This is a genomic window from Janthinobacterium sp. PSRC1-1, from assembly GCF_049897525.1.
Taxonomy (GTDB): domain Bacteria; phylum Pseudomonadota; class Gammaproteobacteria; order Burkholderiales; family Burkholderiaceae_D; genus Janthinobacterium; species Janthinobacterium tructae.
Map to the genome: position 1 here is coordinate 745,677 of NZ_JAFCWK010000001.1, position 14,291 is coordinate 759,967.

The following is a 14,291-nucleotide window of genomic DNA, read 5'->3' on the forward strand; positions in this document are numbered from 1 at the left end:
CGTTGGCTAGGCGATGGTCTGCAATACCTGATCGACCGAGATCGCCTTGACCCAGTCGCTGCGTCGCGCCACCGTGATGACGGTGCTGTTGGCGCTGTCGAACGGGGCCCATTCGGGATTCTTCTTGCGCATCAGCGCCACCACGGGCACATGCACGGCGTTCGCCAGATGCATGATCGACGTTTCCACCGAAATAATCAGGTCGCATTGCGCCAGCATGGCCGGCAGCTGGAAAAAGTTGTCGACGGCGCTGAAGGCTTGCGTGCGCGGCAAGCCATGCGCTTGCACCACGGCATTCACCTTGGCCAGTTCCTGCGGCATGGCATTGATCAGGAAGCAGGCATTTGCCCACTTCGGCATCGCCTGCATGCGCGCGATCAGCTCGGCAATGCGCTCCAGCGGCCAGCCGCGCTTGTGCGACTTGGCAAACGGGTTCAGGAGTACGAGCGGACCCTGGCGCGGGGCGAAGCCCCAGGCGTTCAACTGTTCCTGCGCCTGTTGCAACGCGCGTTCGGGAATGTGCACGAAGGGATAGCGTTCTGCCACGGGAATGTCGAGTCCCGTCAATTGATGGAACCAGTCCGCATACACGCTGCTGATATGGTGCTCGCCAGCATCCTGGCCCGCATACGAGGCCAGCACGGCATCGATCTTGCGGTAGGCCAGGTAATGCCAGGGGCGTAGCGGGCTGAACGGTTTGCGCGTGCCGATCACCAGCCCACGCGGGCTGATCGCGCGCGCAAGATCCGCGTACTGCTGCGGCCGTACGTGGGCCAGCGACACGACGACAGGATAGTGCTCCGCTTGTGCTTCGCGCAAGGATTCTTCGTAGAGCGCGGGGCTGTAGGTCTTGCGGTACACCTTGGAGAACAGGCCCGACTGTTCTACCCAGTCATACAGCGAATAGGTGCGCAAGCCTTCCCATTGCCTGGCGTCGGATGTGCGGCGGACTTCGTCGACCCACAGGTGAATCTGAATATGCGGGTAGGCCGCGGCGAAGGCACGGAAGCCGTTTTGCAGGTAGGTAAAGTCTCCCAGCGCCAGATGGGCGATGAACAGAATTTTGTCCGACTTTTGTATAAGTTCGGCGGGAATCAAAGGCGTCATGTATCAGTACGATTTCAGGTATTGGGTCGATGGTATCAAACCACTTGCTGGGAAAATTGCAGGCGATGCAGATTGGCATACGCGCCGTTGGCATCCAATAATTGCTGATGATTGCCGGTTTCCATTATTTTCCCATGTGACAATACCACGATACGGTCCGCCCGTTCAATTGTTGATAGCCGATGAGCAATAACTAAGGTGGTTTTGCCTTGCATCAGGTGCTCCAGCGCCGCTTGCACGGCCCGTTCCGCCTCCGTATCCAGTGCCGAGGTGGCTTCATCGAGAATCAGGATGGGTGCATCCTTGTAAATGGCGCGGGCGATGGCCACGCGCTGGCGCTGGCCGCCGGACAGGCGCGAGCCGTTGTCGCCCAAGCGCGTTTCCAGGCCATCGGGCAAGCCGTCGATGACGTCCGACAGGAAGGCGGCGGCCGCCGCCGCTTCGACGCGCTGCCGGTCAGGCGCCGCATCGCCATACGCGATATTCGCGGCCAGGGTGTCGTCGAACAGCACCACCTGCTGGCTCACCATGGCGATCTGGCTGCGCAGGCTGGTCAGGGCGATGGTATCGATATTCTGTCCATCGAGCAAGATCTCGCCACTGCTGGCCGAGTAAAAGCCCGGCAGCAGGCTGACCAGGGTCGATTTGCCGCCGCCGGACATGCCGACAAAGGCGATCGTTTGTCCCGGCGCGATGCTCAGATCGATGTGCCGCAGGGCCGGCTCCTGATGTCCGGGGTAGGCAAAGCTCACGTCCTTGAACTCGATGCGGCCGCTGCTGCGGCCAGTGAGCGGCTTGCCGCCCGTGCGTTCCGGCGTCTTGTCGATCAGCTGGAACACTTCCTCGGCGGCGGCCATGCCGCGCTGCAGGGGGCCGTTGACTTCTGCCAGTTGCTTCAAGGGTGTCAGCAGCATCAGCATGGCCGTGATGAAGGAGACGAAGCCGCCGACCGTGATTTGCCCCTGTTCCGACTGGGACAGGGCCATCACGATGACCAGGGCCACGGCGGCGGCCGTGATCACCTGCGTGATGGGCACGGTGGCGGAAAAGGTCGTCGTCATGCGCATGCTGTAGCGGCGCAATTGTTCGGCACGTTCTTCGAAGCGCGACTTTTCGTAATCCTGGCCGCCGAAGATCTTGATCACTTGCTGGGCGCGCGTGGTTTCCTCGATGACCTGGGTCAGCTCGGCATTGACGGCCAGCGAGTCGCGGTTGAGTTTTTTCAGGCGCTTGCCCGTGGTGCGCACGACGATGGTCAGCAGAGGCAGCAGCACCAGGGTGACCAGGGTCAGCACCCAGTTCAGGTACAGCAGCCACGCCAGCAGGCCCAGCACGGTCAGCGAGGAGCGCACGATCGACGTAAACACCTTGGTCACCATTTCGATGATCTGCTGCACTTCAAACATGATGGAGTTGATGACTTTGCCCACCGTGTGCGTGTTGTAGAAGTCGATGGGCAAGTTCAGCATGCTGGCAAACATCCTGCGCCGCAACTCGTTGAGAATGCGCGTGGAAACATAGCTCATCAGATAGCTGCTGGCAAACGTCGATGCGCCGCGCATGGCAAAGATACCGATGACGATCAGCGGCACCAGCCAGAAGGAAAAATTGACCTTGCCGCCAAAGCCATTGTCGAGCAGTAACTTGAGCGCATACGGCAACAGCGGTTCCGTGGCCGCCGTGACGACCATCGCCAGCAAGGCCAGGGCCAGATGTTTCTTATAGGGCGCGTGCAGCGCGGTGAGGCGCTTCAGGTCGGGCGTGAGCATCGGTATGGTTCCTTGCAGGGGACAGCAAAAACGGTCAGGCGGAAAACGAGCTCAGGAAGTGCGTTCTTGCTGGCGCAGCAGGGACCACAATATCACCATCGGGAAAACCAGCATGATGATGCCGATATTCAGGGTGAGCGAGCTCGTTGTCAGGCCAAAAATCATGTAGCACGTGCACAGCATCACACCCGCCAGCGCAAATGGGTGCGCTGCAGCGGTGCTGCGCAGCAGGGCTTGTGCAAACAGGGTCAACGGCAGCAGAAATAGCAGCAGTAGGGCCAGAAAGCCGAAGATGCCGCGCTTGACCAGGGAGTCGATGTAATCGTTATGCGCATTGGTGTAATGCAACACGATTTCGCTCATTTTTCCTTCTGCCGACAGCTCTTTCTTTGCATCTAAATAGCCGTTGCGTCCCATGCCGAGCCATATATGGTCATCTGATAGAGTTAAGGCTGTGCGCCACATTTCCAGCCTTTGGCCGACGGACGTGCTGACGTTGTCGCTGTCTTCAAATTTTTTCAAATCTTTTACGGCATCTGTCACGCGTTCACGTACAGGTGAATTAGGTAGTGCGTAGGAGAGTACCGCCACGGCCAATAGCGCCATCAGCAGGCCAGTCATGTAGTGCTTGCCGCGTGTTCCCGCACAATAGACGACAAATATGCATCCGCAGACGGGCAGCGCCAGCCAGCCGCTGCGGCTGCCGCTGATAACGGAGCCGAAAATTCCGATGAGGCCGCCGGCTAGCAGTAATACGCTCCAGGCGATTCGGTGGCGCTGTTTGATGGCCCATTCGAGCCCACATAACGATAACATGCCAAACAGCATGCTGACATTGCCATAATGAATAGCATTGCTGGTGGCAGCCTTTGGCCGGAAGTGGCTACTTGGAATATATTGTGAGGCCGCTAAGGCGGCGCCCGCGATAGCGCCGATTGCCAAACCGCTCCACCAGGCTTCCGGCCGCGGCGGATAAGCAAGCAGCAGCAGCAGCACTGGCGCGGCCAGCAGCGCCCTCAGTGGTATGTCGAGTTCGCGCGCCGGATCGGCGTGATACAGCATGTTGGCCGTAAAAATGAAGAAGTAAAGCAACAGCGTACCGAGCATCAGATAATCGCGGCGCTGCAGATGCAGGCGGGGACGTTTCCACAGCAGCCAGCTGCTGGCCAGCAGCAGCGCCAGTGCACCAAGGGAATATCCGCTGGTGACAGCCAGCGCCAATGCCGAAAAGAGAAAAACACAAACAGAGGTCAGGCCGAGCATGAATATCCTTGGTAACGCACATCATCGCCATTCTGGCAACTGTAGCAACATAAAGTAGACGTCATTGTAATCGAAGGTGGCAGCAAAAACGCTCAGCGGGAATTTACTCTTCGACAACTATCTGGGTGGTCTCCAGGGGAAAATGAAAAAACCATGGTTTTCAGCCATGGTTTTTTTGTAAGCAATGGTAACTTGCTGTTATTTTGCCAAGCCCGGCAGGCCGGTCATGCGTTTCAGGCGCTGGCCGGCACGCGCGTGGCCACGCCGGTGGCGATGGCCGCTTGCGACACGGCAGGCGCGACCCAGCTGCGCAGGCGCTCGTCGAACGGCGACGGTATCAGTTGCAGCGGGCTCAAGGCGCTGGTTTCGTGGCCCGGCAACGGTTCTTTGGCCAGCGCGGCGATGGCGCGCACGCAGGCCAGCTTCATCTCTTCATTGATGGTGGTGGCGCCCACGTCGAGCGCACCGCGGAAGATGTACGGGAAGCACAGCACGTTGTTGATCTGGTTCGGGTAATCCGAGCGGCCCGTGGCCACGATGGCGTCGTCGCGCACGGCATGCACCTTTTCCGGGGCGATTTCCGGATGCGGATTGGCCAGGGCGAAGATCAACGGCTTGGCGGCCATCGATTCGACCATCTGTGCGCTCACCACCCCGCCCTTCGAGACGCCGATGAAGATGTCGGCGCCGAGCATGGCATCGGCCAGGTCGCGGTCGCTCGTGTCGTTCGCGTAGCGCGCCTTGTTCTCTTCCATATTGGCATCGCGGCCCGGGTAGATCACGCCCTGGCTGTCGCACACTTTCAGCAGCGACTTGTTCAGGCCCAGCGAGACGAGCAGGTCGAGGCAGGCGATCGAGGCCGCGCCCGCGCCCGAGACGGCCACTTTCACATTGCCGATATCCTTGCCCACCAGTTCCAGGCCGTTCAGGATGCCGGCCGCGACGATGATGGCCGTGCCATGCTGGTCGTCGTGGAAGACGGGAATGTTCATGCGCTTGCGCAATTGCTGCTCGATATAGAAGCAATCGGGCGCCTTGATGTCTTCCAGGTTGATGCCGCCGAAGGTCGGCTCCATGCGCACCACGGTGTCGATGAACAGGTCGGGATCGTTCTCGGCCAGTTCGATGTCGAACACATCGACGTCGGCAAATTGCTTGAACAGGCAAGCCTTGCCTTCCATGACTGGTTTGCTGGCCAGCGGGCCGATATCGCCCAGGCCCAGCACCGCCGTGCCATTCGTGATCACGGCCACCAGGTTGCTGCGCGAAGTGTAGATGCCGGCCGTGCGCGGATCTTCCACGATGGCTTCGCAGGCGAAGGCCACGCCTGGCGAGTACGCCAGGGTCAGGGCGCGGGCGTCGCCCAGCGGTTTGGTTGGCGTCACGGAAATCTTGCCTGCGCGGGGTTGCGCATGATAGGCGAGGGCGGCTTCTTTCAGGTTGAAGGTTTCGCCGTTCTGTTCGGCGTGCTTGCTGTGGGAAGTAGACATAAGAATTCTGGGAAGGGCAACCAGGCCCGAGTGGTCAATCCGGGCCATGTTATGCAAGCGTTTGCACGCTGTCAAGGCTGGATTGTACTTAAGAGTCTCAAAACCGCTTTGGGTAACGGCATTATTTCAATGCAAGCGTTTGCTCGGTTTTTGACGGCAGGGGCATTTTTTGCGATAAAATCAGCGTATTGCGATCCGGGAAGCCCATGACAAACAAGAACCCCACCTTAAGCGACGTCGCGCGGGCCAGCGGCGTGCACTTTTCCACCGTCTCGCGCGTGATGAACCCGGCAACGCGGCAAATGGTCAGCGCCGAGGTGGCCACGCGCGTGCTGGCCGAAGCGGGCCGGCTCGGTTATCGGCCCAACCGCGCCGCCTCCACCCTGGTCACGCGCAAGTCGCGCATCATCGGCGTGGTCTTGCCCGACATAACCAACGCTGTGTTCCCGCCGATTCTGCTGGGCATCGAGGAAGGCTTGCGCAAGCATGGCTACCTGGCCATCGTCGCCAACGTGGGTGCCGATGAGCAAGAGCAGCTGTTCGTCATCAACCGTCTGCTGGGGCAGCAGGTCGACGGCCTGATTTTGGCTACCGCACGGCGCCACGATCCCGTCATCAAGATGTGCATCGACCAGAATGTACCTGTCGTCACCGTCAACCGCAGCGACGAGACGGGTGTCGCGTCCTGCGTCGTCAGCGACGACGTGGTCGGCATGCGCCTCGCCGTCGAGCACTTGCTGGCGCTGGGCCACCGCCATATTGCGCACATTGCCGGCCCGGAAAACCTGTCCACGGGGCATGTGCGCCGCCTCGGCTTCCTGGCCGCCATCCAGGCCAGCGAACTCGATCCCTCGCACGCGTTCGTGTTTGAAAGCAGCGGCTATTCGCGCGAATGCGGCAAGGCGGCCCTGCTGGCGCTGTTGCGCCAGTCGCCGCGGACGACTGCCGTGGTGACGGGCAGCGACCTGGTGGCCCTCGGCTGCTACGACGCCATCCGCGAACTGGGCTTGAGCTGCCCGGACGATATTTCCGTGGTGGGCCACAACGACATGCCGTACATGGACATGATCCGTCCGCCGCTCACCACCATCCGCATCCGCCACCACGGCATCGGCACGGAAGCGGCGCGGCTGATCCTGCAAACCATCGCCTCGCCCGATTCCGCGGTGCTCGACGTGCGCCTGAAACCGGAACTGGTGGTGCGCGAATCGACGGCGCCGCCGCGCGCTTGAACTTCATCTGTTCCCCGGTTTGCCATTCCACTGGCGAACACATGCTGACATGCGGGATCGTCCCGCCCCATCTGCTATAGTGAAATGCCAGACGCTATCGTTGGGCTGGCATTGCCGCTCGTATTGGCCGGTTCAACGATGGTCATCCGTGCTCAATCTCACTTGACCAAGGAAATACATTGAAAACACCTTCTCCCCGTAAGATTCGCATGGCGCTCCTCGTGTTCAGCGTCGCCAACTTGCTGATGCTGTCAGGCTGCACTTGGCCGATCTTTAGAAACTGAGCCATCGGCGCCAGCCAGTACTGAATCCAGTACGCTTTCCGCTGGCGCGGCTGTATGCGGGCGTCGGAGCATGCCGCTTTCTCCTGTCGCCTGGCACGCGCAACAAAGGCGTCGCACCGTCCGGCTCCCGCCCGGCATGCCATGAAAGCGGCCGCAAGGTATGCCGCTGCTGCCGCATGGTGTTAAACTGGCGGCCCTCATTGTTTCCCTTGCCCTCCATCGCCATGACCAAAACCACCACGCCTTCCCCGAAACGCCGCGAAGAGGGCGTCGCCAAGCTGACCGTCAATCCCTTCCTCGACGCCGAGTTTTACGCACGCATGCGCGATTACACGGAGCGCGATGCGGCCATCATCAAGGAATTGAAGGCGATCGCCGAAATTCGCGCCGGCAACAAGCAGCCCGATCCCCGCCTGGCGCCGTCGTTGCAAGCCCTGCGCGATACCGTCAAGAAAGGCCTGACGTTTGGCGAAATGCTGGAGCGCATGGCCGCCGGCAAGGAAAAAGGCCTGTGGGAACCGTGGATGACGACCTTCGGCATCGAGATCCGCGCCGTCAACTACGGCGCCGGCCCGCGCAACGCCTGCCTGGTGCTGGACCTGGCCGCCAACGCCCCTGCGCACGCGATGTTCGCCAAGGCGGGCATCCAGAACTGGCGCAGCCTGGCCGCCGACGACTGCTCCGTCGTGCGTTCGGAAAAAGCCACGGAAACGTCGCCACTGAAAGTGTACGCCGTGTTTTACCTGGATCCGTTGCCGGCCTGATCCGCCAACAGCACCACCGCCAGCACGATCAGCATCACGCCCGACAGCCGCTCCAGCAGCGGCAGCGCCTGCGCAAAGCGCTGGCGCAGGGTAGCGCTGCCGATCGCCAGCGCCACCGCCATATCCCACGCCAGTACGGCCAACACCATCCACGCGCCATACGCCACCATCGCCCCTGCGCTGGTGTGCCGGCTGGCCAGCACGGCCGCCAGGCTGACATAGAACAGCGCATTTTTCGGGTTCAGGATGGCCGACATAAAGCCCATCAGCAAGCCGTCGCGCCAGTGCGCCGTGCCGCTGGCAGGCTTTGCATCCAGGCTGCTCTTGCCCGCATGGCGCAGGAACAGCCAGCCCAGGTAGAACAGATAGGCGCAGCCCGCCAGCCGCACCAGCATGAATGGCGTACTGCCCGCCTTGAGCACCGATAGTCCGCCAAACGCCGCCGCGATAAACACGCCATTGGCCAGCGCAATGCCGATGCACGCGCCGGTGGCGCCGCGCCAGCCATGCGCCAGCGAACTGCGCGCAACAAGAAAGAAATCGGGCCCCGGCGACAGCAGCGCCAGGAAATGGGCGCCGGCGATCCATAGAAAATCCTGCATGACTACGCGGCTCCATCAATGGTAAGGAGGCGAGTATGCGGATGCGCCAGCGGCGCGTATTGAAAAAAATTGCGCAGTGCGCCTAGCTGCGGTAGCGTCCCGGCGTAATCCCCGCATGGGCCTTGAACACGCGCTGGAAATGGCTTTGATCGGCAAAGCCCAGCTCATGCGCCACCTGCGCCAGCGCCGTCCCTGCCTGCAGACTGCTGCGCGCGCGGTTGATATTGGCATTGAGCTGATACGCATGCGGTGTCATGCCGGTGGCGGCGCGAAAGGCGCGGATCAGTTGATAACGGCTCATGCCTGCTGATTGTGCCAGTTGCTGCAGGGAAGCGAGCGGCTGTGCTTGCAGCGCATCGAGCACGGGCGCCAGCTGCAGAGGTATCTGCTTGCGCACCGAAGGGAGGATATCTGTAGTGGCACTGGCGCAAGCATCGAGAAACGCCAGCAGCGCCGCACCCTTCTCTGCTGCGCCGGCCTTTGAGAACAGCAGCGCATGCATCGCGCAGAACTGCGCATACAGCTCCGGGCAATTCAGCACCCGCGCCGTCTCGCCATCGAGCGCCGGCGCCTGCGTTTGTACCCACCGCGCATCGAGATGCAGCATCTGGTAGCTCCAGAAGGCGTCAGGCAGGGGATTGCAGGCATGGACGCAACCGGCAGGCACCAGCACCAGACTGCCCGGCGCCAGCCTGACTGCCGCGTCGCCGCTGCCCGTAAACATGCTGCCGCCAGCGTCGACGGCGCCAATCGAAAACGTGGGATGGCTGTGCGGCTTGTAGCACGCCCGGCTGTGGCAGGCACGACGGCTCTCCACGTGGGGCAGCGCCGGGTCGCGCCAGAAGGAGGCGGTGCCACGCATGGCTACATCAGAATGACGTCGTACTGCTCCTGGTGGTAGGCATTTTCCACCTGCAGCGAGATTTTCTTGCCGATGAAATCACCGAGCATGGCCAGGTGCTGCGATTCTTCCTCTAAAAACAAATCCACGACTTCCTGCGAGGCGAGGATGCGGAACTCGCGCGGGTTGAATTGTTTCGCTTCGCGCAGCAGTTCGCGCAGGATTTCATAGCAGATGGTGCGCGAGGTCTTGACTTGCCCTTTGCCGGCACAGGCGGGGCACGGTTCGCACAGGATGTGGGCGAGCGATTCGCGCGTGCGCTTGCGCGTCATTTCCACCAGGCCCAGCGGCGAGAAATTGCTCACCGACACCTTGGTGCGGTCGCGCGACAGGGTGCGTTTCAGCTCGGCCAGCACTGCGTTGCGGTGCTCGGCATTGTCCATGTCGATGAAGTCGAGGATGATGATGCCGCCCAGGTTACGCAGGCGCAGCTGGCGCGCGATGGCGTGCGCCGCTTCCAGGTTGGTCTTGAAAATCGTATCGGCGAAATTGCGCCCGCCCACAAAACCGCCCGTGTTGACGTCGATGGTGGTCATCGCTTCCGTCTGGTCGACGATCAGGTAGCCGCCCGATTTCAGGTCGACGCGGCGCCCCAGCGCGCGCAAAATTTCTTCTTCCACGCCATATAAATCGAACAGCGGGCGCTCGCCCGTGTAGTGCTGCAGGCGCGTCAGCTCGCTGGGCGTGTAGATTTCCGCGAATTCGCGCAATTTCACATAATTTTCACGCGAGTCGACCTGGATGGTGGCCGTTTCATCGCCGACGAAGTCGCGCAGCACGCGCTGCGCCAGGCTCAAGTCCTGGTGCAGCAGGCTGGTGGCGGGACGCGTGCGCGCGCCGTGCGTGATGGTGCTCCAGGTCTTGCGCAGGTAGTCGACGTCCGCCTTCAGGTCCGCGTCGGACGCGTCCTCGGCCATGGTGCGCACGATGTAGCCGCCCTTTTCATCGGGCGGCAGCAGGCTTTGCAGGCGCACGCGCAATTGCTCGCGTTCCGCTTCCTTCTCGATTTTCTGCGAGATGCCGATGTGCTTGTCTTGCGGCAGGTACACCAGCATGCGCCCGGCGATGGAAATCTGCGTCGACAGGCGCGCACCCTTGGTGCCGATCGGGTCCTTGATCACCTGCACCGTCAGCACCTGGCCGTCAAAGAGGATTTTTTCAATGGGAGCGGGCGTGGCGTTCTGGCCGTCGTGGCCGCGCGCTTCCCAGATGTCGGCCACGTGCAAAAACGCGGCGCGCTCCAGGCCGATGTCGATGAAGGCCGATTGCATGCCCGGCAACACCCGCACCACTTTGCCGGAATACACATTGCCGGCCAGGCCGCGCGTGAGCGTGCGCTCGATGTGCAATTCCTGCACGGCGCCCTGCAGGATGAGGGCGACGCGGGTTTCTTGCGGCGTGATATTGATCAGGATGTCTTCGTTCATGGAGGCGGGGAAGTGGAGGCAACGAATGACATCATACCCGATCAGGGCAGGGGCAAACCTGCCAGTCTTAGCAACTGTGCAGTTTCGTACAGGGGCAGGCCCATGATGCCGGAATGGCTGCCTTCGATATGCTCGACGAACAGCGCGGCGCTGCCCTGGATGCCGTAGCCGCCGGCCTTGTCGTACGGTTCCGGCGTGGCGCAATACGCGGCGATGGACGCGGGCGAGAGCACGCCGAAGCGCACTTGCGACACCTGCGTGCGCTGCTCGGCGAAGTCCTTGTAGTGCACGGCGATCGAGGTGAGTACCTGATGCGTGCGGCCCGACAGCTGCTGCAGCATGGCAACCGCTTCGGCGCGGTCGGCCGGCTTGCCGAGGATGACGCCGTCGATGGTGACGGTGGTGTCGGCCGCCAGCACGGGGCGCGCTGTCAGGTGGCGGCGGCGCACCAGGTCCCAGGCGAAGGCGGCTTTTTCATTCGCCACGCGCGCCACATAGTCGAGCGCCGACTCGCCGGGAAGGACTTCCTCGGTGACGTCGGCGCCGCGCGGGCCGTCGCTGCGCAGCAGCAGCAATTCGAAATCGATGCCGATCTGGCGCAGCAGTTCGCGCCGGCGCGGACTTTTGGAAGCGAGGTAGATCTTGTGATCAGCCGTTTTCATGGGGGGAGTTCAGACGCGGTGATAGGGGTGGTTTTGCGTGATCGACCAGGCACGATACAGCTGCTCGGCGAGGATCACGCGCACCACGCCGTGCGGCAGGGTCATGCTGGAAATGCGCAGCATGCCTTCGGCACGCGCCTTGAGCTGCGGATCGAGGCCATCGGCACCGCCGATCAAAAACGCGGTGTCGCGGCCATCCTGCTGCCACGCCATCAACTGCTGCGACAGGCCGACGCTGGTCAGGTCCTTGCCGCGTTCGTCGAGGGCGATGATGCGCACGCCCTTGGGCAGGACGGCTTCGATACGTTCGCGTTCCAGCGCCATCGCCGTAGCGGCGGTTTTGCTGCCGGAACGCTCCACCGGCTTGATTTCTTTCAGCACGATGCGCAGTTCCGGCGGCATGCGCTTCGCGTATTCCGCGAAGCCCGTCTCTATCCAGGCCGGCATTTTATGGCCGACCGCAGCGATGATGAGCTGCATCGAGGCTTACGCTTCGACTTTTTTGATACGCTTGATCACGGTTTTTGCCGGTGCAGCATCGGCTGCCGGTTTGGCCGCGCGCGGGGTGCGCACTTTTTTCTCTGGCAGCGCTTTCAAGGCTTTCACGGCAGCCGCTTCGGTCTTGGTCGGTGCGATTTTCACGGTCTTGCCGACAGCTTTCGAGGCGGCTTTTTTCGCCGGGGCTTTCTTGGCGGCGGTGGCTGCCGTGGCTTTCTTCGCTGGTGCTTTCTTTTCGATCACGGGCGAAACTTCGACCTTGGCCTTGCTCGCTGCCAGATGGCCGCTGATTTTCTTCGGCTCGTCGTCGCCGGCTTTTTTCGGCGCGCGCTTGGCGGCACCGAGCTTGATCGGGGTGTCGCCCCAGATTTCTTCCAGGCGGTAGTAGGCGCGGATAGGCGCTTGCATGATGTGGACGATCATGTCGCCCAGATCGACCAGCACCCATTCACCCGTTTCCTCGCCTTCCATGCCGATGATTTGGCCGCCGGCGTCCTTGACCTTGTCGCGCACCGAGGCGGCCAGCGCCTTGGTTTGACGGTTCGAGGTACCGGAGACGATCGCGATGCGGTCGAACAGGCTGGTCAGGTGACTCGTTTCGAAGACGGCGATGTCTTGGCCTTTGACGTCTTCAAGGGCGTCAACGACGAGGGTTTGCAGTTTTTTGATGTCCATTTAGCTTTTGTATAAATTATGTTGTTCAATATAGTCTAGCACTAGCGGGGAAACAAGCGAGTTTGCCCGATTCCCCCGTTGTAATGCCGCACGTATTTCGGTGGCGGAGATATCCACCGCGAAGTCCTGTGCCAGATAAGTCAGACCGTGCGGCGTGTTGCGGATGCTGTCAAGCGACCCCAGGCGGCGCGAAAACTCGTCGGCGACCACTTGCGGTACTGCTGTGTCATTCAGCGCGAAGCCGGGGCGGGCCGCGACGCAGATATGCGCGTATTCAAATAATTGCTGCCATTCGCGCCATGTCGCGAGCCGCTGCAGCTGGTCGGCGCCCATCAGGAAAACGATGGAAGCGCGCGCTCCCAGCTCGGCGCGTACCTGGCGCAAGGTATCGATGGTGTAGCTGGCCTGGCCATGTTCGCTGCGCTCGATTTCCTGGCGGTCGATCACCACGGGCAGGGGCAGGCCGGCAAACGCCAGGCCGGCCATCTCGGCGCGCTGCTGGCCGGTGGCGCCCAGCTTGCTCTTTTGCCAGGGCGCGCCCGCCGGAATCACGCGCAGCTCATCGGCGTGCAGCAGGCTGGAAAAATGCGTGCCCAGCGCGACATGGCCCATGTGCACCGGATCGTAGCTGCCGCCTAACAGCGTCACGCATGCCGTACTACCTTCGGTCACGCCTGCAGCCAGTCGCGATGCACGAGGAAGTCAGTATACAACGCCGCTTCGGGACTGCCAGCTTCCGGGTGCCAGTCGTAGCGCCACTTGACCACGGGCGGCATCGACATCAGGATCGCCTCGGTGCGTCCGCCCGACTGCAGGCCGAACAGGGTGCCGCGGTCAAACACCAGGTTGAACTCGACATAGCGCCCGCGCCGGTAGCACTGGAAATCGCGTTCGCGTTCGCCGTAGGGCGTGTCCTTGCGGCGCGCCAGGATCGGCACGTAGGCGTCGATGAAGGCGTCGCCGGCGCTGCGCATCATCGCGAAACTGTCTTCAAAGCCCAGGGCATTGAAGTCGTCGAAGAAGATGCCGCCGGCGCCGCGCGCTTCGCGCCGGTGCTTCAGGTAGAAATAATCATCGCACCACTGCTTGAACTTCGGATGCAGTTCCTCGCCAAACGGCGCCAGCGCATCATGGCACACCTGGTGGAAGTGCTTCACGTCGCCCGCGTCGCCATAATACGGCGTCAGGTCCATGCCGCCGCCGAACCACCATACGGGGGCGCCATCGGCATTCACGGTGCTGAAAAAACGCACGTTCATGTGCACCGTCGGCGCGTAGGGATTGCGCGGATGGAGCACCAGCGACACGCCCATCGCTTCCCACGCCTTGCCACCGAGTTCAGGGCGCGCGGCCGCCGCCGATGGCGGCAGTGCGGCGCCGGTGACGTGCGAAAAATTCACGCCGCCACGCTCGAACACATTGCCTTCCTCGATCAGCCGCGAAATGCCGCCGCCGCCCTCGGGGCGCTGCCAGGCATCGGTCAGGAACGGCTTGCCGTCCTGCGCTTCGAGCGCCTGCACGATACGGCTTTGCAAATCGAGCAAATAGGCTTTGACGGCCGAAGGAGAGGGAGTTGACGACATCGCGTGGGCCGACGAGGCCGAAATAAAAAAGTAA

13 protein-coding genes and 1 pseudogene are annotated in these 14,291 nt (G+C 61.9%); 2 read left to right on the forward strand and 12 right to left on the reverse strand.

Going from position 1 to position 14,291, the window contains the following annotated elements; translation table 11 throughout:
- Window positions 1-6 precede the first annotated feature (6 nt).
- The 4 genes and pseudogenes from ACP7DW_RS03385 to ACP7DW_RS03400 form a co-directional block, all read right to left on the reverse strand.
- Window positions 7-1,107 (reverse strand): glycosyltransferase family 9 protein, encoded by a 1,101-nt coding sequence (locus ACP7DW_RS03385; RefSeq protein WP_426053408.1) that lies wholly within the window; start codon window positions 1,105-1,107, stop codon window positions 7-9.
- Window positions 1,108-1,142: 35 nt separating this feature from the next.
- Entirely contained in the window at window positions 1,143-2,876 is a 1,734-nt protein-coding gene (gene msbA / locus ACP7DW_RS03390; RefSeq protein WP_426053407.1) for a lipid A export permease/ATP-binding protein MsbA, read from the reverse strand.
- Window positions 2,877-2,927: 51 nt separating this feature from the next.
- Window positions 2,928-4,139: an O-antigen ligase family protein gene (locus ACP7DW_RS03395; RefSeq protein ID WP_426053406.1), complete on the reverse strand. Its 1,212-nt coding sequence runs from the start codon at window positions 4,137-4,139 to the stop codon at window positions 2,928-2,930.
- Between the two features lie 251 nt (window positions 4,140-4,390).
- Window positions 4,391-5,629: pseudogene (locus ACP7DW_RS03400) on the reverse strand (malic enzyme-like NAD(P)-binding protein); the annotation flags it as partial.
- Window positions 5,630-5,835: 206 nt separating this feature from the next.
- On the opposite strand from ACP7DW_RS03400, the gene ACP7DW_RS03405 reads away from it, so the two are divergent.
- Window positions 5,836-6,861, forward strand: a complete 1,026-nt coding sequence (locus tag ACP7DW_RS03405) for a LacI family DNA-binding transcriptional regulator (RefSeq protein ID WP_426053405.1) — start codon at window positions 5,836-5,838, stop codon at window positions 6,859-6,861.
- Between the two features lie 508 nt (window positions 6,862-7,369).
- On the forward strand, window positions 7,370-7,909 hold the full coding sequence (locus ACP7DW_RS03410) for a hypothetical protein (protein ID WP_426053404.1): 540 nt from the start codon (window positions 7,370-7,372) through the stop codon (window positions 7,907-7,909).
- Here ACP7DW_RS03410 and ACP7DW_RS03415 read toward each other — a convergent pair.
- From ACP7DW_RS03415 to hemF, 8 genes are all read right to left on the reverse strand, one after another.
- Window positions 7,885-8,511 (reverse strand): LysE family translocator, encoded by a 627-nt coding sequence (locus ACP7DW_RS03415; protein WP_426053403.1) that lies wholly within the window; start codon window positions 8,509-8,511, stop codon window positions 7,885-7,887. The two genes, ACP7DW_RS03410 and ACP7DW_RS03415, sit on opposite strands and share 25 nt — an antisense overlap.
- Before the next feature lie 82 nt (window positions 8,512-8,593).
- Window positions 8,594-9,373, reverse strand: coding sequence for an AraC family transcriptional regulator (locus ACP7DW_RS03420; RefSeq protein ID WP_426053402.1), 780 nt, complete (start codon window positions 9,371-9,373; stop codon window positions 8,594-8,596).
- Window positions 9,374-9,375: 2 nt separating this feature from the next.
- Window positions 9,376-10,839 carry a ribonuclease G gene (gene rng, locus ACP7DW_RS03425; RefSeq protein WP_034747098.1) on the reverse strand — a complete coding sequence of 488 codons (1,464 nt, stop codon included), beginning with the start codon at window positions 10,837-10,839 and terminating at the stop codon, window positions 9,376-9,378.
- Between the two features lie 41 nt (window positions 10,840-10,880).
- On the reverse strand, window positions 10,881-11,501 hold the full coding sequence (locus ACP7DW_RS03430) for a Maf family protein (protein ID WP_426053401.1): 621 nt from the start codon (window positions 11,499-11,501) through the stop codon (window positions 10,881-10,883).
- Between the two features lie 9 nt (window positions 11,502-11,510).
- A complete protein-coding gene (gene rlmH / locus ACP7DW_RS03435; protein WP_034747108.1) occupies window positions 11,511-11,981 on the reverse strand; it encodes a 23S rRNA (pseudouridine(1915)-N(3))-methyltransferase RlmH in 471 nt (156 codons plus the stop codon).
- A gap of 6 nt (window positions 11,982-11,987) precedes the next feature.
- On the reverse strand, window positions 11,988-12,674 hold the full coding sequence (gene rsfS / locus ACP7DW_RS03440; protein ID WP_141170571.1) for a ribosome silencing factor: 687 nt from the start codon (window positions 12,672-12,674) through the stop codon (window positions 11,988-11,990).
- The gene (gene nadD, locus ACP7DW_RS03445) at window positions 12,675-13,346 is read right to left on the reverse strand and encodes a nicotinate (nicotinamide) nucleotide adenylyltransferase (protein WP_277922121.1); all 672 of its coding nucleotides are present in this window, start codon (window positions 13,344-13,346) and stop codon (window positions 12,675-12,677) included.
- Window positions 13,343-14,257 (reverse strand): oxygen-dependent coproporphyrinogen oxidase, encoded by a 915-nt coding sequence (gene hemF, locus ACP7DW_RS03450; protein WP_298406813.1) that lies wholly within the window; start codon window positions 14,255-14,257, stop codon window positions 13,343-13,345. Before hemF ends, nadD begins: the two co-directional genes overlap by 4 nt.
- Between the last annotated feature and the right edge of the window lie 34 nt (window positions 14,258-14,291).